Annotated in this window: 21 protein-coding genes; 13 read left to right on the forward strand and 8 right to left on the reverse strand. The window is 75.0% G+C overall.

The annotated features are described in order from the left end of the window. Window positions 1-170: 170 nt before the first annotated feature. From O145_RS02340 to trpA, 5 genes are all read left to right on the forward strand, one after another. Window positions 171-1,850 (forward strand): anthranilate synthase component 1, encoded by a 1,680-nt coding sequence (locus O145_RS02340; protein WP_043559195.1) that lies wholly within the window; start codon window positions 171-173, stop codon window positions 1,848-1,850. Window position 1,851: 1 nt separating this feature from the next. Beyond that, window positions 1,852-2,490, forward strand: a complete 639-nt coding sequence (locus O145_RS02345; RefSeq protein WP_043559198.1) for an anthranilate synthase component II — start codon at window positions 1,852-1,854, stop codon at window positions 2,488-2,490. A 62-nt stretch (window positions 2,491-2,552) separates the two neighbouring features. Beyond that, window positions 2,553-3,686 carry an anthranilate phosphoribosyltransferase gene (gene trpD, locus O145_RS02350; RefSeq protein ID WP_411265937.1) on the forward strand — a complete coding sequence of 378 codons (1,134 nt, stop codon included), beginning with the start codon at window positions 2,553-2,555 and terminating at the stop codon, window positions 3,684-3,686. After that, window positions 3,683-5,962, forward strand: a complete 2,280-nt coding sequence (trpB, locus tag O145_RS02355; RefSeq protein ID WP_043559200.1) for a tryptophan synthase subunit beta — start codon at window positions 3,683-3,685, stop codon at window positions 5,960-5,962. The genes trpD and trpB overlap by 4 nt, the downstream gene beginning before the upstream one ends. A gap of 1 nt (window position 5,963) precedes the next feature. Continuing rightward, window positions 5,964-6,890, forward strand: a complete 927-nt coding sequence (gene trpA, locus O145_RS02360; protein WP_084682311.1) for a tryptophan synthase subunit alpha — start codon at window positions 5,964-5,966, stop codon at window positions 6,888-6,890. Window positions 6,891-6,903: 13 nt separating this feature from the next. On the opposite strand, the gene O145_RS02365 is transcribed toward trpA, so the two are convergent. Further along, complete coding sequence (locus O145_RS02365) at window positions 6,904-7,605, reverse strand: response regulator (protein ID WP_229118302.1); 702 nt, start codon at window positions 7,603-7,605, stop codon at window positions 6,904-6,906. 10 nt (window positions 7,606-7,615) lie between these two features. Continuing rightward, complete coding sequence (locus O145_RS02370; RefSeq protein WP_043559207.1) at window positions 7,616-9,013, reverse strand: sensor histidine kinase; 1,398 nt, start codon at window positions 9,011-9,013, stop codon at window positions 7,616-7,618. Window positions 9,014-9,142: 129 nt separating this feature from the next. Between O145_RS02370 and O145_RS02375 the strand changes: the two genes are divergently transcribed. The 7 genes from O145_RS02375 (at window position 9,143) to O145_RS02405 (ending at window position 15,115) form a co-directional block, all read left to right on the forward strand. Then, on the forward strand, window positions 9,143-10,183 hold the full coding sequence (locus tag O145_RS02375) for an ABC transporter ATP-binding protein (RefSeq protein ID WP_084682312.1): 1,041 nt from the start codon (window positions 9,143-9,145) through the stop codon (window positions 10,181-10,183). Further along, complete coding sequence (locus O145_RS02380) at window positions 10,183-10,980, forward strand: ABC transporter permease (RefSeq protein WP_084682313.1); 798 nt, start codon at window positions 10,183-10,185, stop codon at window positions 10,978-10,980. The genes O145_RS02375 and O145_RS02380 overlap by 1 nt, the downstream gene beginning before the upstream one ends. A 5-nt stretch (window positions 10,981-10,985) precedes the next feature. Beyond that, window positions 10,986-11,795 (forward strand): ABC transporter permease, encoded by an 810-nt coding sequence (locus tag O145_RS02385; RefSeq protein WP_052374570.1) that lies wholly within the window; start codon window positions 10,986-10,988, stop codon window positions 11,793-11,795. Window positions 11,796-11,841: 46 nt separating this feature from the next. Then, window positions 11,842-12,618: a type II toxin-antitoxin system PemK/MazF family toxin gene (locus O145_RS02390; RefSeq protein ID WP_084682314.1), complete on the forward strand. Its 777-nt coding sequence runs from the start codon at window positions 11,842-11,844 to the stop codon at window positions 12,616-12,618. A 164-nt stretch (window positions 12,619-12,782) separates the two neighbouring features. Beyond that, the gene (rpsT, locus tag O145_RS02395) at window positions 12,783-13,043 is read left to right on the forward strand and encodes a 30S ribosomal protein S20 (RefSeq protein WP_043559210.1); all 261 of its coding nucleotides are present in this window, start codon (window positions 12,783-12,785) and stop codon (window positions 13,041-13,043) included. A gap of 208 nt (window positions 13,044-13,251) precedes the next feature. Continuing rightward, window positions 13,252-14,739 carry a DUF1846 domain-containing protein gene (locus O145_RS02400; protein ID WP_043559213.1) on the forward strand — a complete coding sequence of 496 codons (1,488 nt, stop codon included), beginning with the start codon at window positions 13,252-13,254 and terminating at the stop codon, window positions 14,737-14,739. Window positions 14,740-14,773: 34 nt separating this feature from the next. After that, window positions 14,774-15,115 (forward strand): riboflavin synthase family protein, encoded by a 342-nt coding sequence (locus O145_RS02405; protein ID WP_052374561.1) that lies wholly within the window; start codon window positions 14,774-14,776, stop codon window positions 15,113-15,115. A 31-nt stretch (window positions 15,116-15,146) separates the two neighbouring features. Here O145_RS02405 and holA read toward each other — a convergent pair whose 3' ends face one another. The 6 genes from holA to O145_RS02435 all read right to left on the reverse strand — a co-directional run bounded on the left by holA (window position 15,147) and on the right by O145_RS02435 (window position 23,121). Next, on the reverse strand, window positions 15,147-16,190 hold the full coding sequence (gene holA, locus O145_RS02410) for a DNA polymerase III subunit delta (RefSeq protein ID WP_043559215.1): 1,044 nt from the start codon (window positions 16,188-16,190) through the stop codon (window positions 15,147-15,149). After that, entirely contained in the window at window positions 16,100-17,866 is a 1,767-nt protein-coding gene (locus tag O145_RS02415) for a ComEC/Rec2 family competence protein (protein WP_229118298.1), read from the reverse strand. Before O145_RS02415 ends, holA begins: the two co-directional genes overlap by 91 nt. Further along, on the reverse strand, window positions 17,863-18,612 hold the full coding sequence (locus O145_RS02420) for a helix-hairpin-helix domain-containing protein (RefSeq protein ID WP_043559380.1): 750 nt from the start codon (window positions 18,610-18,612) through the stop codon (window positions 17,863-17,865). The genes O145_RS02415 and O145_RS02420 overlap by 4 nt, the downstream gene beginning before the upstream one ends. Before the next feature lie 196 nt (window positions 18,613-18,808). After that, window positions 18,809-19,636: a DegV family protein gene (locus O145_RS02425; protein WP_043559218.1), complete on the reverse strand. Its 828-nt coding sequence runs from the start codon at window positions 19,634-19,636 to the stop codon at window positions 18,809-18,811. Window positions 19,637-19,715: 79 nt separating this feature from the next. Continuing rightward, complete coding sequence (gene dnaG, locus O145_RS02430) at window positions 19,716-21,722, reverse strand: DNA primase (protein WP_043559221.1); 2,007 nt, start codon at window positions 21,720-21,722, stop codon at window positions 19,716-19,718. 61 nt (window positions 21,723-21,783) lie between these two features. Next, the gene (locus tag O145_RS02435) at window positions 21,784-23,121 is read right to left on the reverse strand and encodes a deoxyguanosinetriphosphate triphosphohydrolase (protein ID WP_411265939.1); all 1,338 of its coding nucleotides are present in this window, start codon (window positions 23,119-23,121) and stop codon (window positions 21,784-21,786) included. Window positions 23,122-23,258: 137 nt separating this feature from the next. On the opposite strand from O145_RS02435, the gene O145_RS02440 reads away from it, so the two are divergent. Further along, window positions 23,259-24,485: an alpha-amylase family protein gene (locus tag O145_RS02440; RefSeq protein ID WP_043559224.1), complete on the forward strand. Its 1,227-nt coding sequence runs from the start codon at window positions 23,259-23,261 to the stop codon at window positions 24,483-24,485. Window positions 24,486-24,531 lie beyond the last annotated feature (46 nt).

Below are 24,531 nucleotides of genomic sequence, written 5' to 3' on the forward strand. Positions count from 1 at the left end.
CGCTACCCTCGGCCTCGTGACAGCGCTCCGCACCTTCCAGTGGTGGTGGCTCCCCGATGGGCGAGCCACCAGCGCCGCGTGAGCGGAACACGAACGACAGAGCTCGCCATCAGGCGGGCTCTTCGCGTATCCGGAGGCGGGTCCTGGTGGCACCGACAGGAAGGCACCCCATGGCCCCCTCCCCACCGACAGCACCGACGGTGCTGACGCGCCCGGTGCGCTACCACGGCGACGGCGGGCTGCTGCTCGCCCGCCTCGCCCGCGCCGGTCTCATCGCCACGACCGACGGCGCCCCCGGCGGGCCCCGCCCCGTGGACGCCGTCCTGCTGGAGAGCGCCGATGTCGCCACCAAGACCTCGCGCACCACCGTCGCCGTCCTGGAGGCCTCCACCCGGCTGACCTGCACCGGGGACGCCGTCGTCGTCGAGGCCCTGCCCCGGGCCGCCGCCGACGGCCGGGCCGCCCTGGCCCGCCTGCGCGAGGAGCTGGGCGAGTACGTCACCTCCGACGCCCCCGCATCCCCGGAGGGCCCGGCGGCCCTCACGCTGACGATCCCCGCCGCGCCCGACGACGGCTCCCTGGAGGAGCGCGCCCGCCTGACCGCCCGCTCCACCATTGAGCCCCTGCGGATCCTGGCGGGCGCCGAGGTGGACCACCCCCACCTGCCGCTGGTGGCCGGCGTCGTCGCCTTCGACTACCTGGCGACCTTCGAGACCCTGCCTGAGGTGGCGATGGGGGACAACACCTGCCCCGACTACCTCTTCTACGACGCCCGCATCATCCTGGTCATCGATCACCCCACGCGCGAGGCGACCCTCGTGGGCTCCTCCGTGGACGCCGCGGGCCTCGCGACCCGCCTGGACGCGATCGCCGCCGCCATCGACGGCCCCGGGGCAGCCGGGAGCGGCAGCCCGGCCGGCTCTTCCGCGAGCGCGCCGGGCGCCGTCGTGCACGCCGTGCCCACCCACTCCGACGCCGACTACGCGGCCGTCGTCGAGAACCTGAAGGGGGCGATCGCCGCCGGAGAGGTCTACCAGGTGGTGCCCGCCCGCGGCTTCACCCTGCCCTGCCCCGACGCCCTGGCCGCCTACCGCCGGCTGCGCGAGACCAACCCCAGCCCCTACATGTTCTATGTCGGCGCCCCGGGCTTCGAGCTGCTGGGCGCCTCCCCCGAGTCGGCCCTGCTGCACTCGGCGGCCACCGGGCGGGTCGCCATCCGCCCCATCGCCGGCACCCGGCCGCGCGGCCTGAACCGCGACGGCAGCCTCGACCACGAACGGGACGTCCGCCTGGAGCTGGAGCTGCGCACCGACGCCAAGGAGGTCGCCGAGCACGTCATGCTGGTGGACCTGGCCCGCAACGACGTCGCCAGGGTGAGCGCGCCCGGCACCCGCCGGGTCGGCGACCTGCTGCGCGTGGACCGCTACAGCCGCGTCATGCACCTGGTCTCCGAGGTCTCCGGGCAGCTCGACCCCGACCTGGACGCGCTGGACGCCTTCCGGGCCTCCATGACCATGGGCACCCTCACCGGCGCCCCCAAGCTGCGCGCGGCCGAGCTCATCCGCGCCGCCGAGGGGGTGCGCCGGGGCTCCTACGGCGGAAGCGTCGGCTACATCCGCGGCGACGGCGAGCTCGACACCTGCATCGTCATCCGCTCCGCCTTCGTGTCGGGCGGCCGGGCCCTCGTGCAGGCGGGGGCCGGCGTCGTCGCGGACTCCGTGCCCGCCATGGAGGCCGCCGAGACCGTTCACAAGGCCGGCGCGGTGCTCGCCGCCGTCGCCGCCGCCCAGGACGCCGCGCTCGTCATCGACTCCGAGGCGGCCGGGGCCGGGGCCGGTGAGGAGGCCTGAGATGCGCGTCATCCTGCTCGACAACCGCGACTCCTTCGTCTACAACCTCGTCGACCAGCTCGCCGTGCTCGGCGCCGGCATCGAGGTCTACCGCAACACGGTGCCCGCCGCCAGGGTGCTGGGCGCCCTGGAGCCCACGCGGGCCGAGGCGGACCGAGGCGAGCGTCCCGTCCTGTGCCTGTCGCCCGGGCCCGGACACCCGCGCGCCAGCGGCTGCCTGATGGAACTGGTGGCGGCGGCGCTGGCCGGCCCCATCCCCGCGCTCGGCATCTGCCTGGGGTTCCAGGCGATCGTCGAGGCCTGCGGGGGCGCCGTGGGCCGGGTAGGCCCGGTCCACGGCCGGTCGGTGCGCGTGGAGGTCACCGCCGCCGGGCGCGCCGACGCCGCCTTCGCCGTCCTGGCCGGCGGTCCCCTGGACGTCGCCCGCTACCACTCCCTGGGCGCCCGCGAGCTGCCGCCGCCGCTGACCTGCCTGGCCCGCACCATCGAGGCCGACGGCGCGGGCGTCGTCATGGCCGCCCGCCACGCCACCGCCCCGGTGGTCGGGCTGCAGTTCCACCCCGAGTCGGTGCTCACCCCCTACGGGCCGGACATCCTGCGCTCGCTCGCCGGCGAGCTCGCCGGCGCCCGGTCTGCCTGAGCCCAGCGGCGCAGGCCCCACCACCTGTCACGGACCACCCACCAGCCACGAGGAGAACAGATATGGCCCCCGCACCCGCCGAGAACAACGCCATGCATACCGGGAGCGCCGCAAGCCCTGCGGGCGCCCCCGTCGCCGACTCCGAGGACGCGCACCGCCTGCTGCGCGCCGTCATCCAGGGCGAGCGGCTGACCCAGGACGAGACCGGCGTCGTCTTCGCCGCCCTGGGCGCCGGAGACCTGTCCGAGGCCGAGACCGCCGCCCTCCTGGCCGCCCTGCACTCGCGCGGGGAGACCGCCGACGAGGTCGCCGGGGCGGCCAGCGCCTTCCGGCGCGCCGCCCGACCCTTCCCCGAGGTGACCTTCCCGCTGGTCGACGTCGTGGGGACCGGCGGCGACGGGGCGGGCACCATCAACATCTCCACCGCCGCCGGGATCGTGGCGGCCTCCATGGGGATCTCGGTGGCCAAGCACGGCAACCGGGCCGTGTCCTCGCGGACGGGGGCCGCCGACGTCGTCGCCGCGCTCGGCCTGCCCCTGAACCTGAGCCCGCAGGAGGCGGTGGAGATCCTGGCCCGCGACCACTTCGTCTTCCTGTTCGCCCAGGCCTACCACCCGGCCATGAGGCATGTGGCGCCGATCCGCAGGGCGCTGGCCACTCCCACGATCTTCAACGTGCTGGGTCCCCTGCTCAACCCCGCCCGCCTGACCTACCAGCTCATGGGCGTGTGGGACCCGGGCATGCTCGACATGATCGCCGAGGCCATGGTGCGCCTGGGGCGCAAGCGGGCCCTCGTCGTGCACGGCTCGGGCACCGACGAGATCGCCGTGCACGGCCCGACCCGGGTGCGCGAGGCGACCCCGCGGGGCGTCAAGGCCTACGAGGTCACCCCCGAGGCGCTGGGGGTGCGCCGCTGGGAGCTGTCCGACGTGCTCGGCGGGGAGCCGGCCGAGAACGCCCGCCTGCTGCGGGAGGTCTTCGCCGGGCGGGGCGAGCCCGCCCACCGCGACGCGATCGCCGTCAACGCCGGCGCCCTGCTGTATCTGGCCGGGCCGGCCGACAACCTGGCCGACGGCGCACACATGGCCCTGGACCAGCTGGCCGTCGGGCGGGTGGCCGAGCACCTGGAGTCCATGATCAAGAGCGGCGCCGCCGGTCCGGCAGCCGCCGACGGCGCCGGGGAGCGGGCCCGATGAGCGGCGCCGTGGCCGCCGTCTCCGACTCCTCCGCGGACGGGCGCCCCGAGCGCCGCAGGATCGACGAGCGCCTCATTGTGTCGGGTACGGTCCTGGACTCCATCGTCCGGGCCCGCCGCGGGCGCATCCCCGAGCTGCGGGAGCGCTTCGGCCGCCTGCGGGAGGCGGACCTGCCCCGCTCCCGGCGCTCCTTCACGGGCGCCCTGCGCACCCGCTCGGGCGCGGGCGCCACCCCCCGACCGGCCCTGGTCATGGAGTGCAAGTCGGCCTCGCCCTCGCGCGGGACGCTGCGCGCCGACTACGACCCGGCGGCGCTGGCGCGCGCCTACGCCCCGTGGGCCTCGGCCGTCTCGGTGCTGACCGAGCCGGACCGCTTCAACGGGTCCTTCGACGACCTGGCCGCGGTGCGCTCCGCGGTGGACGTGCCGGTGCTGTGCAAGGACTTCATCGTGGACCCCGTCCAGGTGCTGGCCGCTCGCTCGCTGGGCGCGGATGCGATCCTGCTCATGCTCTCCGTGGTGCCCGACGACGTCTACGCCGAGCTGGCCGCGCTCGCCCACCGGCTGGGCATGGAGGTCCTCACCGAGGTCTCCGCCCCCGAGGAGATGCACCGGGCCGCGTCCCTGGGCGCCGCCGTCATCGGCATCAACAACCGCGACCTGCGTACGCTGGCCACCGACATCTCCCGCACCGAGGAGTACGCGCCCCTGGCTCCACCCGGGGTGGTCCTGGTGGGGGAGTCGGGCGTGGAGAGGGCCGACGACGTGCGCCGCCTGGCCGGGCTGGTCGATGCGCTGCTGGTCGGCTCAGCCCTGTCCAGCGCCCCGGACCCGACGGCGGCCGCCCGGGCGCTCGCCACCGCCGTGCCGGTGCCCGGCTGCTCCCCCGCCGCCGGGGCCGGGGGCGAGTCGCGCGAGCGCACTGACAGCACTGACAGCACTGACAGCACTGACGGCACTGACGAGGCCGGCGGGGCCGACAGCGGGGGCCGTGCCCACCCGCGCCTGAGCGCCTACTTCGGCCCCTACGGCGGGCAGCTCGTGCCCGAGCTGCTCATTCCGGCCCTCGACCAGCTCGAGGACGCCTTCATCGAGGCGCGGGCCGACCCCGCCTTCGCCGCCGAGCTGGACGAGCTCCTCACCCGCTACCTGGGCCGGCCCACCCCCGTCACCGAGCTGCGCAACCTCCCCCGGCAGGGCAGGGCCCGCATCTTCCTCAAGCGCGAGGACCTGGTCCACGGCGGCGCCCACAAGGGCAACCAGGTGATGGGCCAGGCGCTCCTGGCCCGCCGCATGGGCAAGACCCGCATTATCGCCGAGACCGGCGCCGGCCAGCACGGCACCGCCACCGCCATGGTGTGCGCGCTGCTGGGCCTGGAGTGCACCATCTACATGGGGGCCACCGACGCGGTGCGCCAGGCCCCCAACGTCGAGCGCATGGAGCTCATGGGGGCGAGAGTCGTGCCGGTGGCCTCCGGCGCGGGCACCCTCAAGGACGCAGTCAACGAGGCGCTGCGCGACTGGACGGCCTCCTTCGCCACCACCCACTACCTGCTGGGCACGGCCGCGGGCCCCCACCCCTTCCCGACTATCGTCCACGAGTACCACCGGTGCATCTCCCGGGAGGCCCGCGCCCAGGTGCTCGCCCTGACCGGCCGCCTGCCCGACGAGGTCATCGCCTGCGTGGGCGGGGGCTCCAACGCCATCGGCATGTTCAGCGAGTTCATCGACGACGCCGAGGTGGGGCTGATCGGCGTGGAGCCCGCCGGGGAGGGCCTGGACACGCCCCGCAACGGCGCCCCCATCAGCAACGGCACCGTCGGCATCCTGCACGGGGCGCGCTCCTACCTCATGCGCACCCCCGACGGGCAGGTCGAGGAGTCCTTCTCGGTGTCCGCGGGCCTGGACTACCCGGGTGTGGGCCCGGAGCACGCCTGGCTGGCCGACACCGGGCGGGCCCGCTACGTGGGCGTCACCGATGACGAGGCCGTCGAGGCCTTCCAGCTGCTGAGCCGCTGGGAGGGCATCGTCCCGGCCCTGGAGTCTGCCCACGCCCTGGCCCAGGCCCTCACGATCGCCCGGGCCACCCCGCCGGGCGCGCCCGCGCCGCACCTGCTGGTGTGCCTGTCCGGGCGGGGCGACAAGGACCTGGATCAGGTCCGCATGCGCCTGGGCGGCTCGTTCACCTCCGACTCGGCGGTGGCGCGGGCCGCGGCCATGGTCGAGGAGATGGGCAAGCGCACCGAGTACCTGTCGCTGACCAGGCAGGAGGGCTGAGATGTCCCGCTACCCCGCAATGTTCGAGCGCCTGGCCGCCGCCGGCCGGGGCGCCTTCGTGCCCTTCGTCATGGTGGGCGACCCAACCCCGGCGCTGTCCGAGGCAGTCGTCGAGGCGCTCGTCGACGGCGGCGCCGACGCCCTGGAGCTGGGCATCCCCTTCTCCGACCCGGTCGCCGACGGCCCCACGATCCAGCGCGCCCACATCCGGGCGCTCGCGGCGGGCGCCGGCTTCGCCGCCTGCCTGGACGTGGTCTCCCGGGTCCGCGGGCGCCACCCCGACCTGCCCATCGGCATGCTCATCTACGGCAACGTGCCCTTCTCCGTGGGGCTGGAGGAGTTCTACACCCGGTGCGCGGGCGCGGGCATCGACTCGGTGCTGCTGCCCGACGTGCCGGTGCGCGAGTCGCCGGCCTTCTCTGCCGCGGCCGAGGCGGCCGGGATCGACGCGGTGTACATCGCCCCGCCGTCGGCTTCGGCCCGGACGCTGGACGCGGTGGCGGCCTCCTCGCGCGGCTACGTCTACGCGGTCTCACGCGTCGGCGTGACGGGCACCGAGCAGGTCTCCTCCACCGTCGGCCTGGCCGAGTCGGTGGCCCGCCTGCGCGCCGACGCGGCTGCCCCGGTCATGCTGGGCTTCGGCATCTCGCGGCCCGACCAGGTCGCCGAGGCGATCGCGGCCGGCGCCGACGGGGCGATCAGCGGCTCGGCGACCGTCAAGATCGTCGAGGCGCACGCCCCGGCGCTGCTCGCCGCACCCCCCGGCTCGCCGGTCCGCGACGCCGAGCTGGAGGCGATGACGGCCGGGCTGCGCGAGTTCGTGGCCGCGATGAGGGCTGCCGCCCTGCGCCCGGCCGACCGGTGTGACCCGGCGTCGCACCCGAACCGATCCCGACGCGGAACTGGACCGATCCCGACGCGGAAGTGAACCGCTCTCGGTGTCAGGGGCGGGCGAGGACGTCGTCGAGGGTCACGACGCCGGTGCGCAGGGCCACCAGGACCAGCTGGACGCGGTCGCGCGCGCCGGTCTTGGCCAGCAGGTGCGAGATGTGGGTCTTGACCGTCGGCATGCTCAGCCACAGCCGGTCGCAGATCTCCTGGTTGGTCAGGCCCGCGGCGACCAGCCCCAGCACCTCCCGCTCGCGCCCGGTCAGGTCGGCGGGGAGCCGCTCGGGGGTCGGCTGCGCCTGCGCGGCGCCCGCCTCCCGGCCCCCGTCGGCGCGGCCCGAGCGCACGGCGGTCAGCAGGCGGCGGGTCGGCCCCGGCGAGATGACCGAGTCCCCGGCGTGCACGGTGCGCACCGCCTCGATGAGCCGCTTCGGCGGGGTGTTCTTGAGCAGGAACCCGGCCGCCCCGGCCTCGATGGCGCCCAGCACGTAGCCGTCGGTGTCGAAGGTGGTCAGGATGACGATGCGGCCCTGGGCCCCGGCCTCCACCAGGCGGCGGGTGGTCGCCAGGCCGTCCAGGCCGGGCATCTGGACGTCCAGGAGCAGTACGTCGACGGGGTCGGTCTCCGCCCGGCGCAGGGTCTCGTAGCCGTCGGTGGCCTGCCAGACGACCTCCATGCCCTCCTGGGCGCCCAGCAGCATGGCCAGCCCCGTGGTCAGCAGCGGCTCGTCGTCAGTCAGGCCGATGCGGATCACGTTCATGCGCTCACGCCACCCCTCGGCTCATGCCCACGGCCCGCTCTCGGGCGGCGTCCCGCGCTGCCGGCACGGTCATGCGCACCCGCCAGCCGCCCGCGGGCGCGGGGCCGGCCTCCAGGTGCCCGCCGACGTCGGCGAGCCGCTCCGCCATGGTGGCCAGGCCCGCACCCTCGCGGCGCGATCCCACCGGCTCCTGGCAGCCCGCGGGCCGCCGGGCCCCGCCCGGGGCGCCGGCGTCCGTATTCTCCACAACGACGTCGAGGACCTCGCCCGCCTCCAGCGCCACGGCGGTCGGGGCCCCGGAGGCGTGCCGCATGACATTGGTCAGGGCCTCCTGGACGCAGCGGTAGACGGCCCGGCCGACCGTGGGGTCGACGTCGCCCGCCTGCGACAGCGACAGGCGCACCGGCAGGCCCGCGCGGCGGGCGCGGGCGACCAGGGCGGGCACCTCCTCCAGCCCGGGCGAGTCCGCGGGCTCGCAGGCCGGGACCGGCACGGGCTGACTGTGCGGCCGCGGCGGCTGGGACGGCGCCGCGCCCGGACGGGCCGCAGGCGCGTCCGCGTCGCTGCCGGCAGGCGCGCGGTCCTCGTCGGCCCGCAGGACGTCGACCAGGGCGCGCACCTCGTCAGCGGCCCGACGGCTGGTCTCCCCGATGACCGCGAGCGCGGCGTCGGCCGCATCCGGATCCGAGGCCAGGACGGCCCGGGCCCCGGCGGCCTGCATGCCGGTCACCGACAGGGAGTGACCCAGCAGGTCGTGGACGTCGCGGGCGATGCGCTGGCGCTCCTGCGCCACGGCGAGCCGGCGCTCAGTGTCCTGCTGCGCCTGGAGGATCGCGGCCCGCTCCAGGGCCTGCTCGACCCGCTCGCGCGCCCGGCGCCGCGCGGCGCCGATGAGCGCCGCCACCGAGACCAGCGCCCACCCGGTGACGTTCGGTATGAGCATGCGGTTGACGAAGTCTCCCGCTACCCGGGGATCAATGATCGCGCCGGCACGGCAGGCGGCCGGCACCACGCCGACGTAGACCAGGGCGAGCAGGACAAGGCTCCAGGGTCTGCGCATGCGGCTCTGGGTCGTCTCGGCGGCGATCATGCAGGACACGATCGACAAGAGCGACACCTCGTCGGAGACGACCAGGTGACCGGTCAGTGCCGCCCCGATGGCGCAGACGGAGGCGACGGGGTGCAGGCGCCGCAGCGCGATCGCCGTGCAGCACACTGCGGTGATGCCGTAGAAGACGGCCACCGTCGCGGACCCGCTGAATCTCGATGCGCTGGGCGGATTCGATATGGAGAAGTACGCCAGGAGGGCGGCGAGGAGAAAGTCGGCCACGCCGGGGCGCCCCCGCCCGCCGGGCGACCGCCCGGATCGCTCGGCGGCGCGTGTAATGGTCAGCCTGCTCATGGCAGGACCGTATCGGCGGCCGGTCGGCCAGGGCGTCATACCCGGGTATGAGGGTTGCCCTCTCAAGGGGCGCGAGGTTCAGACCGCGGCCTGACGACCCGGCGCCCGGTCCGGGCGAGGCTTGCGGCCATGAGCACAACACGCCTCTCACCGCCCCAGGCGCCGCCTCCCGCAGTGCCCGCAGGGCCCGCAGAGCCTTCGGCGTTCTCGCCGTCTACGGCGTCCGGCCTCGCCGTCGTCGCCACTCGCGGCCTGACCAGGACCTTCACCGACCGGCGCGGCGCCCGCACCGTCGTCAGCTCGCTCGACCTGGTCGTGCCCCGCGGCGCCGTCTACGGCTTCCTCGGCCCCAACGGCTCCGGCAAGTCGACGACCATGAAGATGCTGCTGGGCCTGCTGGCGCCCACCCGCGGCGACATCGCCCTGTTCGGCACGCCCCTGGACCGCCGCAGCCGCGGCCCCCTCATGGCGCGCATCGGCTCCATGATCGAGCAGCCTCCCGGCTACGGGCACCTCACGGGCGCGGAGAACATGCGGATCGTGCAGAAGATGCTGGGCCTGTCCGACCGGCAGGTCGACCGGGCCCTGGCCCTGGTGCGCCTGAGCGAGCACAAGGACCGCCTCGTGCGCGCCTACTCCCTGGGGATGAAGCAGCGCCTGGGCATCGCCATGGCCCTGGCCCGCCAGCCCGAGCTGCTCGTCCTGGACGAGCCGACCAACGGCCTGGATCCCGCCGGCATCGAGGAGATCCGCCGTCTGCTCGTCGAGCTCGCCTCCCAGGGCGTCACGGTCATGGTCTCCAGCCACCTGCTCGACGAGATCGACCGCATGGCCGGAGTGCTCGGCATCCTGTCCGCCGGGCGCCTGGTCTTCCAGGGCACGCGGACCCAGCTCATGGAGCGCTCCGTGCCCGACATGCTGGTGGTCACCCCCACGCCCCGGGCCGTCCTGAGTGACGAGATCCTGGGCGGCCTCGTGCCCGCGAGCGGGCCCGGCGCGGCCGTGCTCACCCGCCGGGGCGTGCGCGTGCCCGCCCTGAGCCCCGCCGGCGCCGCCGAGCTGGTCCGCCGCCTGGTGAGCGCGGGGGTGGTCGTCCACGAGGTGCGTCGGGAGCCCCAGAGCCTGGAGGACGTCTTCATGGACCTCACCGGCGGGGCGGGGGTGCTGTGATGAGCGCTGCGATGACCGCCGTCGCGCCCCTCGCCCGTCGTCCGCGGCTCACGGCCGTCCGGCTCGAGCTGGCCAAGATGCGGCGCCTGCGCACCGTGCCGGTCGCCGCGGCGCTCGTGGCCGCCACGGTCGCCCTGTCGGGAACGAGCCTGTTCTCCGCCTCTGCGCGCGCGGGCTTCTCCGCACCCGACTCCCACGTCTGGGAGCGGCTGCTCCTGAGCTGCACCATCATGTCCGCGATCACCGGGCCGATCCTGGCCGCAGTCCTCGCCAGCCGCCAGACCGACATCGAGCACTCCGGGGCGGGTTGGACGCTGTTCGCCACCGCCGGGCGCACCCCGGGAGCGCTGTGCCGGGCCAAGGTGGCGGCCCTGAGCCCGGTGATCGCGCCCGCCGTCGCCTGCCAGAGCCTGGCCCTGATCGGCTGGGCGCGCCTGGCGGGAGTCACCGTCCCGCTGGACGCCGGCCCCTGGACCCTGTACACCGCCGAGCTGATCGCCGTCGACCTGGCCATGTGCGCCTTCCACGTGTGGCTGGCCGCCGTCAGGGAGAACCAGCTCATCGGGGTGGGGGTCGGCCTGCTCGGCTCCTTCACCGCCGTCTACATGCTGCTGGCGCCCTCCTGGGTCGCGCGTCTGGTCCCTTGGGGCTACTACGCGACCATCTGCTGCGTCCAGCAGCATGAGACGGATGTCCAGTACACCGCGCCTCCCCTGGGATGGGTGGCCGCCTTCCTGGCCCTGGCCGCCGTCCTGTTCACCGTCGCCACCCGGCGGCTCGACCGGATCGAGAGGTGATCCCCATGACTGACGCCCTGGCTCCCTCTGCTCCCGTGCCCAGGACCCGCGAGACCCGCCCCGCCTTCACCGCGCTCCTGGCGGTCGAGGCGCTCAAGCTGCGGCGCTCATCGGTGTGGGTGGTCGCCCTCATCCTGCCCGTGCTGGCGGTCGTGTCCGGATCGGTCAACTACATGATGAACCGGTCTCAGCTGTCCCACGGGTGGGGCAGCCTGACCTCCCAGGTGCTCGTCTTCTACGGCCTGTTCTTCTGCTCCCTGGGCATCGCCCTGCTGGCCTCGGCGTCGTGGCGCCCCGAGCACCTCGGCACGAGCTGGAACGCGATGCGCACCACCGAGCACAGCCCGGTCGCGGTCTCGGCGGCCAAGACCCTGGTCCTGACGGCGCCCGTAACCGCCATGCAGATCGCCGTCATGCTCCTGACCTGGGTGGTCGGAGCGTGCCTCGGCCTGGGCATCGCCCCGCCGTCGGCCTTCGTGGCGGAGTGCCTGCTCGCCGTCCTCACAGCGCAGCCCCTCATCGCCGTCCAGTCCCTGCTGAGCATGCGGATGCGGTCCTTCGCGGCGCCGGTAGCCGTGTGCTTCGCCGGCCTGGTGGTGGGCATGGCACTGGTGATGAAGGACAACTGGGCGGCCAACGCGTGGCCCCAGGCACTGGTGACCCGGGGCCTGACCCTGGGCAGCGCGGCCGTGAGCACCTCCGGCGACCTGGATGCCGCCGGCGTCGCGACCCTCCTGGTGGGAGCGGCCCTCTCGGCGCTCGTGTGCTGGGGGCTGCTGGTCACCGTGGCGCGGCGCGCCGGCGGGGTCCGATAGCATGGCGCAGTCGGTGGATCGCCGGCGGATCGTCTATGGTCCCCTCATGGTCTCCCTTCTCAGCCGGATCCTCGGCATCGCCGGCACCGCCGCCAAGGGCGCGGCCGACGACGTCGATGAGCTGAGTCGACCGGCTCCGGCCGCCGGTGCGCGGCAGAGCGACGAGCCGACCGGGCGCGCGGCCTCGGCCTCCGAAAAGACCGTGCGCCCCTCACCGCCGCGCGCCCCGGCCCAGAGGCGCGCCCCGGGCCCCGCGGGCTCCGCCGGCGAGCCGCCGTCGGCTCCGGAGCGGACCGGAGTGGGCGTCTACGACGTCGCCTCTCGGGGCCTGCCCGATATCGTCTACTCCCCCGACCCCGACGGCGAGCCCGACCCCGGTGAGGTGGTGTGGACCTGGGTGCCCTACGTGGAGGACGCCTACCGGGGCAAGGACCGGCCGGTGCTCGTGCTCGCGCGCCAAGCCGATCCTGGTGGGCGGCTGGTCGTGGCGCAGATGACGAGCAGGGACCACGACCGCGACGCCGCCCAGGAGGCCCGCTGGGGCCGCTACTGGCACGACGTCGGCACCGGGGACTGGGACTCCCGGGGCCGGCCCAGCGAGGTGCGCCTGGACCGGCTGCTGGTGGTCGAGCCGTCCGCGGTGCGCCGCGAGGGCGCCACCATGCGCCGGGACGTCTTCGACGGAGTCGTCGCAGCCCTGCGCGCCCACTGGGCGCGTTCGGCGCACGGAGATGCGGGCGGCTGCCGCCCGGGGGCCGGGCGAGTCGTCCGCAAGCGCGACGCACCTCACGCCGCCGACGGGGAACGCGCTCGATCCTGCTGACTCCCCGGGTGCTAGAGTCGCATTTCGGACCTCTGGCCCGGCCGGCTGCGGGGTCCCGCGACCGGGCCTCGCCGGGTGCCTTCACCGCGCCCTTGCCGGCCCGTGTGCGCGACCCCTCCTCTCCGGCCGCTGACCGCACTCGAATCAAGAAAGCTTTACCAACCGTGGCGAACATCAAGTCCCAGATCAAGCGCATCAAGACCAACGAGAAGGCCCGTCTGCGCAATCAGTCCGTCAAGTCCGAGCTCAAGACCTATGTGCGTCGCGTCCGGGAGGCCATTGACGCCGGCGACAAGGCCGCTGCCGAGGAGCACCTGCGGAAGGCCGCCCGCAAGCTGGACAAGGCGGCCTCCAAGGGCGTCATCCACAAGAACCAGGCCGCGAACCGCAAGTCCAAGCTCGCCAAGCGCGTCGCCGCCCTCTGAGCCGGGCCCAAGACCGCAACCACCAGGCGCTCGGCCCGCTCTCGCCCGATAGCCGCGCGCCGCTCCGAGACCCTTGCCGCCGCGCCCGCCCCCGGGCGCGTGTGCTCGCGCCAGGGAGTCGGCGCGGCCGGGACCGGACGGCGCTAGGATGCTGCGGGCAGGCGCGATCCGGCTGGGCCCGTTCACCTCGACTCAGGCAGGAGTGCGCATGCGCATAGGCTTCGACCGGGACAAGTACCTGCGCATGCAGTCCGAACGCATCGCCGAGCGCCGCACGCAGTTCGGCGGCAGGCTCTACCTCGAGTTCGGGGGCAAGATCATCGACGACATGCACGCCTCGCGCGTGCTGCCCGGCTTCACCCCGGACAACAAGGTCGTCATGCTCGCCGAGCTCGCCGACGAGGTCGAGATCATTGTCGCCGTCAGCGCCAAGGACCTCGCCCGCAACAAGGTCCGCGCCGATCTGGGCACCGGCTACGAGGACGAGGTCCTGCGCCACATCGACGCATTCCGCTCCTACGGGCTGTACGTGGGCAGCGTCGTCATCACCCGGTGGACCGACGACAACCCCCAGGCCCGCGACTTCAAGCGCAAGCTGGAGAAGCTGGGCATCACGGTCTACCGCCACTACCCGATCCCCGGCTACCCCGGCGACGTCGCCCGCATCGTCTCCGAGCAGGGGTACGGGCGCAACGAGTACATCGGGACCTCCCGCAACCTCGTCGTCGTCACCGCCCCGGGGCCGGGCAGCGGCAAGATGGCGACCTGCCTGTCGCAGATGTACCACGACCACCTTCGGGGGATCTCCTCCGGCTACGCCAAGTTCGAGACCTTCCCGATCTGGAACCTGCCCCTGGACCACCCGGTTAACATCGCCTACGAGGCCGCCACCGCAGACCTCGACGACGTCAACATGATCGACCCCTTCCACCTGGCGGCCCACGGGGTCCAGACCGTCAACTACAACCGCGACGTCGAGGTCTTCCCCGTCCTGAAGCGCCTGTTCGAGGAGATCCTGGGCGCCTCGCCCTACCGGTCCCCCACGGAGATGGGCGTCAATATGGCAGGCAACTGCATCAGCGACGACGAGGTCTGCCGTGCGGCCAGCAGGCAGGAGGTCATCCGCCGCTACTACAGGGCGCTCGTCGCCGAGAAGCGCGACATGACCGACCCGGTCCAGTCGGCGCGCATCTCCCTGCTCATGTCCCGGCTCGGGGTCGAGAAGGCGGACCGGCCGGTCGTGCCCCCCGCGGCGCGCCTGGCGGCCTCCACCGGGGCGCCCGCATCCGCGATCGAGCTGCCCGACGGGACGATCGAGCTCGGCAAGACCTCGCCGCTGCTGGGCTGCTGCTCGGCGATGCTGCTCAACGCCCTCAAGCGCCTGGCGGGCATCGACCGGGACGTCGACCTGCTGGCCAAGAGCTCGATCGAGCCGATCCAGATCCTCAAGACCCGGCACCTGGGGAGCCGCAACCCGCGCCTGCACACCGACGAGGTCCTCATCGCCCTGGCCGTGTCCGCCAACGGGGACCCCAACGCCGCCCGCGCCCTGGCCCAGCTGGAGAACCTGCGCGGCTGCGACGTGCACACCTCGACGATCCTGGGCAGTGTGGACGAGGGCATCTTCCGCTCCCTCGGCATCCAGGTGACCAACGAGCCCGTGTTCGCGACCAAGACGCTGTACCGCAAGCGCTGAGGCGCGCCGTCCCGCACCCGTAGGAGGATCACGGTTGTTCACCGGAATCGTGGAGGAGCTCGGGCGCATCGAGCGCGTGGAGCACGCCGGGTCGTCGGCCAGGCTGACGGTCCGCGCCCCGCGGGTCATGGAGGGCACCCGCCCGGGTGGCTCCATCTGTGTCAGCGGGTTGTGTCAGCGGGTGCTGCCTGACCGTTGCCGAGGCCGCCGAGGGCCCCGGCTCCCCGGGTCGCTGACCGTCTGCCTGATCCCCGAGACGCTGCGCCGCACGACCCTGGGCGGCAGGCGGCCCGGCGACCGCGTCAACCTGGAGGTCGACGTCATGGCCAAGTACATCGAGCGCCTCCTGGGCGCGGGCGCCCGGCCCGCCGGGTAGGCCGCGGGAGCCGCCCCGCCGCCGACGGCCCTCAGGCGCCGCGCGGGCGGGAGGGCAGGCGTCCGCGCCGGGCGCTGCAGATGGTGAGCACGGCCCGCTCGACGGCGTGGACGGGGTCGCGCGACTCCCCCTTGACCTCGGCGTCCGCCCGGGCGACCGCCATGATGGCCGCGGCCAGGGCGTCGTCCGACCAGCCGGACAGCTCGCGGCGGGCCCGGTCCACCTGCCAGGGCGCCATGCCGAGGTCCTTGGGGCTCATGCCCCGCCTGCCTCCCATGGCGGCCACGCGGGCCAGCTGGCGGACCTTCATCGCCAGGGCGGCGACGATCGGCACCGGCTCGGTGCCGGTGGCGACGGCGTGGCGCAGGGCGGTGATGGCCTTGGCGACGTTCCCCGCGGCGGCGGCGTCCGCCACGGTGAAGCCGGTGGCCTCGAAGCGGCCCGCGTAGTAGGTGTTGACGGCCTGGGTGGTGATGGTGCCCCGGGTGTCGGCGATCAGCTGGTCGACGGCCGAGCACAGCTCGCGCAGGTCGGAGCCGAGGGCGTCCACGAGCGCGCCGACGGCCTCCGGCTCTATGCGGCGGCCCGCCCGGCGCACGTCCGCGCCCACGAGCGCGGCCTTGTCCCTGGGCGACCTGACCGCCTCGATGGTCACCACCGGGTAGGGGGACCCGGCCAGGGCGTCGAGGAGCCTGCGGCCGCGCTGGCCGCCGTTGTGCCGCAGCAGGACGACGACGTCGGGCGCGGGGTCGGAGGTGTAGGCCAGCAGGTCCGTCAGCAGCGCGTCGTTCATCTGCTCCAGGGCCGGCACGAGCACGAGCTTGGGCTCCCCGAACAGGGAGGGGGAGGTGAGGGTGTCGAGCCGGTGGGGCTCGTAGGCGGCGGCCTCGATCGTGCTGATCTCGGTGGCGGGGTCCTTCTGGCGCGCCCGGGCCAGGAGCCGGGCCACGGCGCGGTCTGCGAGAAGCTCCTCACCCGCGCGGATCAGGACGACCGGGGCGAGGTCGACCTGGTCCCAGGCGGGTCCTGCTGGTGCGCGCCGGGAGCCTCGGGTGGAGCGTCGGGTCGGTGCCATGGGGCAAGCCTGCCACGCAGCGCCGACTTGATTGCGCATGCCGCCGGCGCCAGGGCCGTGGAGGCCCGGCTCAGGCCCGCGCGCCCCCGCCGCGAGGCGGCCGCCGCGCCGGCGGCCTCGAGCGCCGCCAGGGCGCAGGCGCCGCCCGCCCCGCCGGGCCACTCCAGGCTCGCGGCCGGCAGGTCGGCGAAGAAGCCGGCGACGACCACCAGCCAGGCGCAGCAGGCGGTCGCGGGCCAGGCGATGAGTCTCGCCAGCGCGGGCCACCACGGCGCCACCACGGCGGCGAGCAGGCCGGTCACGGTCGCCACGGGCACGGGCGGGGCCGCCAGCGCGTTGGCGGGCACCGCCCAGGTGCTCACCCGGGGCTGGAGGAGGACCAGGACGGGGGCGCAGGCGGCCTGGGCGACCAGCGGCACGGCCAGGAGAGCGGCCGCCCACCGGGGCAGGCGCCGGGCGAGCGCCTCCTGGGCGGGGGCGGCCCCCAGCAGGATCCCGGCCGTGGCCACGACCGACAGGGCGAAGCCGTAGGAGCGCGCCTGCCAGGGGTCGATGAGCAGCAGGACGATGACCGCGGCCCCCAGTGCGGGCAGGGAGGCGGAGCGCCTGCCCAGGGCCACGCCCGCGAGCAGGACCGCGCCCATGGCCGCCGCACGCAGGACGGACCCGCCGGGACGAACCAGGACGACGAGTCCCGCCAGCACCAGAGCCCCGGCGACGGCCCGCCACCGCCTGGGCAGGAGGCCGAGCCCGCACACGACCAGGCCCAGGACGATGGCGACGTGCTCGCCCGACACGGCGGTGAGGTGGGTCATGGACACGGTGCGCATGTCGGCCCGGACGTCGGCGGGCAGGGCGTGGTCGTCCCCCAGCGCCACCCCGGAGACGAGCTCGCGCGCCCCGTCGGGCCACCGCCACCGGCCCGGTGCCGTCCGCGGCTCCCCGACCGCGTCGGCCAGCCCCGCCCGGACGCCTCCGACCAGGGCCAGGACGCCGGTCGGCCGGGCGGTGAGCCGCACGACGGCGTCGGAGCCCAGGACCGCGGCGTGCTCCTCGCCCGGGTCGGCGGGCCGGGGCGCGGCGTGCACGCGCACGGTGGCGCCCATGGGCAGGCCGTACCAGTCCCGGCCGCCCAGGACCAGGGCGGTCAGGCGGGAGCCGCTGCCGTCAACGGCGGTGACGTCGAGGTCGGCGACCACGGTGGTGCGGCGGGGCCCGGCCACCACGCGCGGCTCGGAGGCCACAGCGCCCACAATGGTGACGGCACGGCCCTCGGCCGCCGCCCGGGTCAGGGGATCCGCGGCCCGGCTCCACGACCCGGCCGCGGTCACGGCGAGCACCGCGAGGGCGGCCAGGACGGCCAGCAGGAGGCTCGCGCACACCGATCCGACGGCGGAGCCGTCCGGGGCGTCCGGCGCACCGGGCCTCGGATCCCGGCGGTGGCGGGGCGGGCGGAACCGGAGCGCTCCGGCTCCCAGCGGGAGGGCGAGGACGGCCAGGACGAGGGCCGCCGCAAGCGTGTGGCGCCAGGCCCCCCGTCCGGACAGGCCGGTGGCCCAGGCGGCGGCGGCCCAGGCGGCCAGGGCCGGCGTGAGCAGGCGCGCGTCCAGGGGCGCGGGGGCGGCCTCGCGCAAGGCGTGGGGCCCGCTGCGGCGCTCCCCGGGGCGGGCGCTCATACGGTCGCCTCCGACCTGAGGGCCTCGAGCTTGGCCCGCCCGATGCCGGGCACGTCCGTCAGGTCGTCCAGGCTCGCGAAGGGGCCGTGGGCCTGCCGGTGGCTGACGATCCGCTCGGCCAGTGCGGGCCCGATCCCGGGCAGCTTCTCCAGCTCGTCGGCGGAGGCGGTGTTGACGTTGATCAGCCCGGAGCCGCCGGCCCCGGCTCCCGCGGAGGGAGTCGTCCCCGTCTCCGAGGCGGGCGCCGCCTCCACCGCCTCGCCGACGACGGGGACCCGCACCTGCTCGCCGTCGGCGACGATCCTGGCGAGGTTGAGCTGATCGGTCTGGGCGTCCTCGCGCACCCCGCCGGCAGCCTCGATGGCGTCCACGACGCGCGCACCGGCCGGGAGCCTGACCACCCCCGGTGACCGGACTGCGCCGACGACGTGCACGAGGACCTCGCCCGTCCCGCCAGGCTCGGCGCCGGAGTGACCCGGGCCGCCGTCCGGCATGGTTGCCGGGCCGGTCGCCGGGCCGGTCGCGGGCTCCCCGCCGGCCGGGGTCTCCCCGGCCCCGGCCGTCGCCGTGGCCGCCGGACCGGCCTGGGGGCGCGAGTCGGGCGCGTTCATCACCGTGCGCAGCGCGAGGAGGAGGGCCAGGGCGATCAGGGCGGCCCCCAGGACCATGGCGGCCCGTGGCGCCACGGCGATGCGCCGGGGCCTGCGAACCGGCTCGTCGGGGTCGGTCGAGCAGGCCAGGCGCACGAGGCCGTCGAGGGACCGCCCGTCCCGCTGCGCCGCCCGCCGACCGCTCATGGTGACGACGGTAGAGCGATGGCGCCGGGCGGCGCTGGCCGCCTGTGGACAGCCGCCCGGCGGGGTGCACGAGGCGCGCCTGTGGGGCCGCGGCGCCGACAGCGCGCTCGGTCACGCCCGCCCGGGGCCCGCCGCCGGGCGCCGCTCACCTGCCGCGGCCCAGCCACGGGGCGACGACGACGCCCAGGGCGCCGGGCCCCAGGTGGACGCGGTGGGCGGCGTCGACCGGCGAGCGCATGATGGACTCCACCACCGCCCCGGCCTGCGCCATGGCCTCGGCCAGGTCGTTCTCGAGCTCTTGGCCCTGCGCCGGGTCCTCCCCGTAGTGGACGGCCAGGCGCACCGGCTCGACCGGGGGCCGCGGCCCGCTCAGCTGCGTCCCGCCGGCGGCGCGCACGGCCTGGGCGATCAGGTGGCGCCGGGCCCGCGCCGAGCCGCGCACGGTCTCGGCGACGGCCACGCCGGAGGCGGACATGGTCAGCACCGGCCGGATCCCGAGGGCGCCGCCCACCAGGCCGGTCGTGCGGTCCACGCGCCCGCTGCGCCGCAGACCGGTCAGGTCATCGACAAGGAAAAATGTGCGGGACCGCGACGCCGACTCCCGGGCGCGGGCGGCCCCCCGGCGCGCGTCGCCGGCCTCGCAGGCGGCCAGGGCGGCCAGTCCGAGCGCCCCGCCCGAGGCGCCGGAGTCCAGGACCAGGACCGAGCGGCCCCCGGCTGCGAGCTCCTGGGCGGCGAGACGGGCGTTGTCCACCGTGCCCGACAGCACCGAGCCGATGTGGATGGCCAGGACCTCGTCGGCGCGCTCCAGGGCGGAGGCGTAGGCGGCCGCCAGCTCGGCGACGCTGGGCCGTGCGGTGGTCGGGGCGGCGCCGTCGTCGATCACGTGGAGCGGCACGACCCCGATGCCACGGCGCTGCGCGAGCGCCGGCGGCAGGCAGGCGGCGGAGTCGGTGACGACGGCGAGGGTCATGGCCTCAGGGTAGTCGCCGCCGTCACCATCGGCTGTGTCCAATGTGTCCAAGCGGCCGCTCCCCTGCGCCCGGCCGGGCTCAGGACTGCTGGGCGATCTGCATGCGCCGGTTCTCCAGGCCCACGATCTGCTCGAAGACCCCCCGGTAGTCCTCGTCGTCCGCACTCATGCGGCGGTGCCTGGCGCGCAGCTCGGCGAGCCGGCGGTTGATCCCGGTGCGGGCCAGGGCCGACAGGACGCCTCGGGCGTAGCGCTCGACGACGTGCGGGTCGGGCCCGTCGGCCTGGCCGCGGGACGGCGCCAGGGGCAGGGGCGCCACCGCCAGCTCGGTGATGGCGGCGCTGACCGGTCCGATGGCCCCGACGCGCACCTGCTCGATCCAGCGGACGGTGGCTCGGTTGACGGCGACGTCATGAGCCAGGCCGGAGGCCTCGGCCCGGGAGATGAGGCCGGGGACCTCCCCGGCCCCGCCCGCCGCCTCGATGGCCTCGAAGACGGCCCGGTGGACCGGCGCGGAGAAGGCGACCGGACTGATGTCGTCCGCGCCGGCGCGCGCGGCGACCACGGGCATCTGCACGATGACCTCCAGGGCCTGGCGCTCGAGCCTGGCCACCGGGTCACTCACCGGCGGCAGCCCGGGCGGGACGGAGACGGTGCCCGGCGCGGCCGCGTCCGGACCGGCGCCCGACGGGCCCGGGCCGCCCGCACCGCGCCGCGCGGCGGCGCGCACCGCCCCCACGGCCTCGGAGTCGGGCATACCGAGCCACCCGGCCAGGCGCCGGGTGTACTCCCGGCGCAGCGCCCGGTCACGGATGCCCGCCACCACCGGCGCGGCCGAGCGCAGCCCCCGCACCCGCCCCTCGGCGGTGTCCAGGTCGAGATCGGCCAGGCAGGCGCGGATGACGAACTCGAACAGGGGCACGCGGCGCTCCAGCAGCCGCGGGATCGCGTCGTTGCCCTCCGCCATGCGCAGGTCGCAGGGGTCGTAGCCGTGCGGGTCGACCGCCACGAAGGTCTGCGCGGCGAAGTGCTGGTCCTCCCCGTAGGCGCGCAGGGCCGCCTTGCGCCCGGCGGCGTCGCCGTCGAAGGTGAAGACGACCTCCCCGCCGCGGGCGCGGTTGCCCGCCATGACGCCGGCCGACGGGTCGGCGGAGTCCCCCAGGAGGCGGCGCACGATGCGCACGTGGTCGGCCCCGAAGGCGGTGCCGCACGTGGCCACGGCGTTGGTGACCCCGGACAGGTGGGCGGCCATGACGTCGGTGTAGCCCTCGACGACGACGACGCGGTGGTCGCGGGCGATGTCCCGCTTGGCCAGGTCCAGGCCGTAGAGCACCTGGCTCTTGTGGTAGATGGCGGTCTCGGGGGTGTTGAGGTACTTGGGGACGGTGGCGTCCTCGTCCGACAGGCGCCTGCCGCCGAATCCGACGGTGGCCCCGGTGACGTCGCGGATGGGCCACATGAGGCGGTCGCGGAAGCGGTCGTAGACGCGCGCGCCGTCGGCACCGCCCTGCCCGCACAGGCCAGAGGCGACCAGCTCGTGCTCGGTGAAGCCCCGCGAGCGCAGCATGTTCGCCAGCGTGTCCCAGCCGGCGGGGGCGTAGCCGACTCCGAAGCGGGCGGCCTCCTCGGGGCCGAAGGCGCGTCCGCCGAGGAAGGCGCGTCCCGCCTGCGCGGCGGGGGCGGCGAGCTGCTCGCGGAACCAGGACTCGGCCAGGCGGTTGGCCTCCAGGAGCCGCCGGCGGGTGCCGGGCTCGACGCCGTGGGTGACCGAGCCGCCGCCCTCCTCGTAGCGCAGCCGGACGCCGACCCGGCCGGCCAGGTACTCCACGGCCTCGGTGAAGGGCAGGTGGTTGATCTTCTGGACGAAGGAGATGACGTCCCCGCCCTCGCCGCAGCCGAAGCAGTGCCACAGGCCCAGCTGGGGGCGGACGTTGAAGGAGGGGGTGCGCTCGTCGTGGAAGGGGCACAGGCCCTTGAGCGATCCCGCCCCGCCGCTCTTGAGGGTGACGTGCTCGCCGACGACGTCCTCGATCTTCGCGCGCTCGCGCACCGCGTCGATGTCCTCGCGCTTGATCAGTCCCGCCATGGCGGCATTCTAGGCGAGGGCGCCGACACGGATGCGCCCGGGGCGGGGCGCCGGACTCGTCTCATACCTCCGAGAGCAGCCCGCACAGGCGCGCGTGCCAGGCGCGCGCCGAGGTGTCGGTCAGGGAGGCGATCTGGTCCACGACCGCCCGGATGCGGCCCGCGTCGTCGTCGGCCCGGCGCCAGGCCGCGGCGAAGATGGGCTCCAGGTGCTCGCCCCCGGAGGAGAGCAGGACGTCGGCCAGGTCGAACAGCTCGGTGCGCTGGCGCAGGTAGACGGGCTCGTGCTCGCGCGGCGCCATGACGTAGTGCACGGCGACGCCCTTGAGGAACAGGATCTCGGCGGCGGTGTCCGCGGGGATGACCAGGTCGGCGTCGTAGCGGGTCAGGGGGCCGGTCCCGAAGACGGCCCGGGTGGCCGCGGCCACGGCGGACACGAAGCGGCCTATGAGCTGGCTGGTGAGGTTCTTCAGCCTGGCGGCGTCCGCCGGCGCCCCGCTGTAGGAGGCGATCCAGCTGGACTGGGCGGCCAGACGCTCCCAGGCCGCGCCGAGCGCGGCGCGGCCCGGCTCGGCCCCGTACCAGGCGCTGGTGTCCTCGATGACGGAGTCGACCTCGGAGTCCTCTCGCAGCCGGGCCGGGTCCATGCGCCCCAGGGCGATGGCGTCCTCGACGTCGTGGACGGAGTAGCCGACGTCGTCGCAGAAGTCCATGAGCTGGGCCTCCAGGCAGCGGCGCCCGGCAGGGGCGCCGGCGCGCATCCAGGCGAAGATCTCCCGGTCGTCGTCGTAGCAGCAGTACTTGCGGGCGCTCTTGCCCTGCGGGCCGCCCGGCCCCTCGCCCCGGGCCCAGGGGTACTTGGCGACGGCGTCGAGGCTGGCGCGCGTGAGATTGAGGCCCACGCTGCGTCCGGAGGCGTCCATGGTCTTGGGCTCCAGGCGGGTCAGGATGCGCAGGGTCTGGGCGTTGCCCTCGAAGCCGCCGATGGACGCCGCGACGACATCGAGCGCCTTCTCCCCGTTGTGCCCGTAGGGCGGGTGGCCCAGATCGTGGGACAGGCAGGCGGTGTCGACGACGTCGGGGTCGCAGCCCAGCGCCTGCCCGAGCGCGCGGCCCACCTGGGCGACCTCCAGGGAGTGGGTGAGGCGGGTCCGCACGAAGTCGTCGCTGGAGGGCCCCAGCACCTGGGTCTTGGCGCCCAGGCGGCGCAGCGCTGAGGAATGGACCACACGCGCCCGGTCGCGCTCGAAGGGCGTGCGCTGGGGGTTCTTCGCAGGCTCTGGCACGAAACGAGCGATGTCGCCGGCCCCGTACCCGGCCAGGTCATCCCGCTCCCCGCCGGCAGGACCGTGGCCGTCACGGGGGCCGGCGGTGTGGAGTGGCACCCCGTTGCTGGACATGGTCACAAGGTAGCGCAGCATGGGGCTACTATGAGATATAAACTTGTGCGCTTATGCTGCTCGCCCGCAAGGCCGCGAGCGGCGGACGCGCGGACTGAATTGTCCGGGCCAGACCCGGAGGAAGGGAGCCGTTTGCTGTGACTACCACCACAACGCTCGTCCACCGCGTCTACAACGGGCCGCTGGAATGGTGGCGTGACGGCCTCGTCTACGAGATCGGTTCCGCCCAGGTCGGCGCCGCCGACCTCGACGCGGCTCACGGCATCCTGGACCACGTCGCCTCGCTCGGCTTCAATGTCGTGCTCGTGCGCCCCTCGCGGGTGCCCACCGACGGCGACCTGTCGTCCTTCCGCTCCTTCGCAGGCCGGGCCCACGAGCTCGGCCTGCGCGTCATCGCCAGGATCTCGGGGGCGCTGGGGCCCGTGACCGGTGCGCACGCCCGCGACGCGAACCCGATCTTCATCGACCAGGAGAGCGGCGAGGAAAAGCTCCTGCAGCGCGCTGCCGCCTTCCTCGCCGAGGGCGCCGACGGCGTCGACCTGGGCACGATCGTCCCGCCCCAGGTCAGCGCCGAGACCGACCTGGACCTGCTCAGCGAGCACCTCACCCTTCTGCAGGCCCTCGTGGCCGAGCACGTCGATGACGGCCTCATCGGGGCCGACGTCTCCGCGGACTATCCCGACGCGCTGCGCCACCACCTGCAGGACGACTGGCTGCACCACCTGCGCGACGACGCGCTCATGCTCACCCGGTGGGAGGCGGACTCCCTGACCCGGCACATCACGCACTCCCTGGACGAGCACGATCGCTTCGGGGCCCCGCCCGTGTGGCGGTACCTGCCCAGCTACCGGCTCGTCAGGTCCACCGACCCCGGCGACGGGTACTGCTGGTTCGAGACCAGCGACGAGGAGCGCGGGCGCCGGTCGCTGGCGCTGCAGGCGCTCGTGCTCGCCCTGCCGGGGGCGGTCTACCTGCGCCAGGGCGACGAGATCAGCCTGCCGGACAAGGACAAGCCGAGCTCGACGCAGGAGCTGGCCAGGCTCATCAACGAGCGCTCGGGCGACCAGGGCGACCAGTTCGGGTCCCCCCTGTCCACCGTGCGGCACGCCACCTACGTGAGGCAGGAGCACGCGCTGGCCACCGGCCCCTTCGCCTTCGTCGTGGGGCTCGACTGGTGCCCGGCGGATGTCCTGACCTTCCTGAACCGCGACATCCTGGTGCTGGTCAACACCTCCGACCGGGGCGTCGCGCTGCCCGAGCAGGCCCAGGTGCTGCTCGCCTCGGCGGCACTGGTCCAGGAGGACCGGCGCCTGCTGGTGCCGCCCACGACGACGGTCTGGCTCCAGGCCTCCACCGTCGCCTGAGGCGGCCGCCGGCTGCGAGTGCCGAGCGCCTTCCGCGGCCGCCCCG

This window comes from Actinomyces israelii DSM 43320 (assembly GCF_000711965.1).
Lineage (GTDB): Bacteria > Actinomycetota > Actinomycetes > Actinomycetales > Actinomycetaceae > Actinomyces > Actinomyces israelii.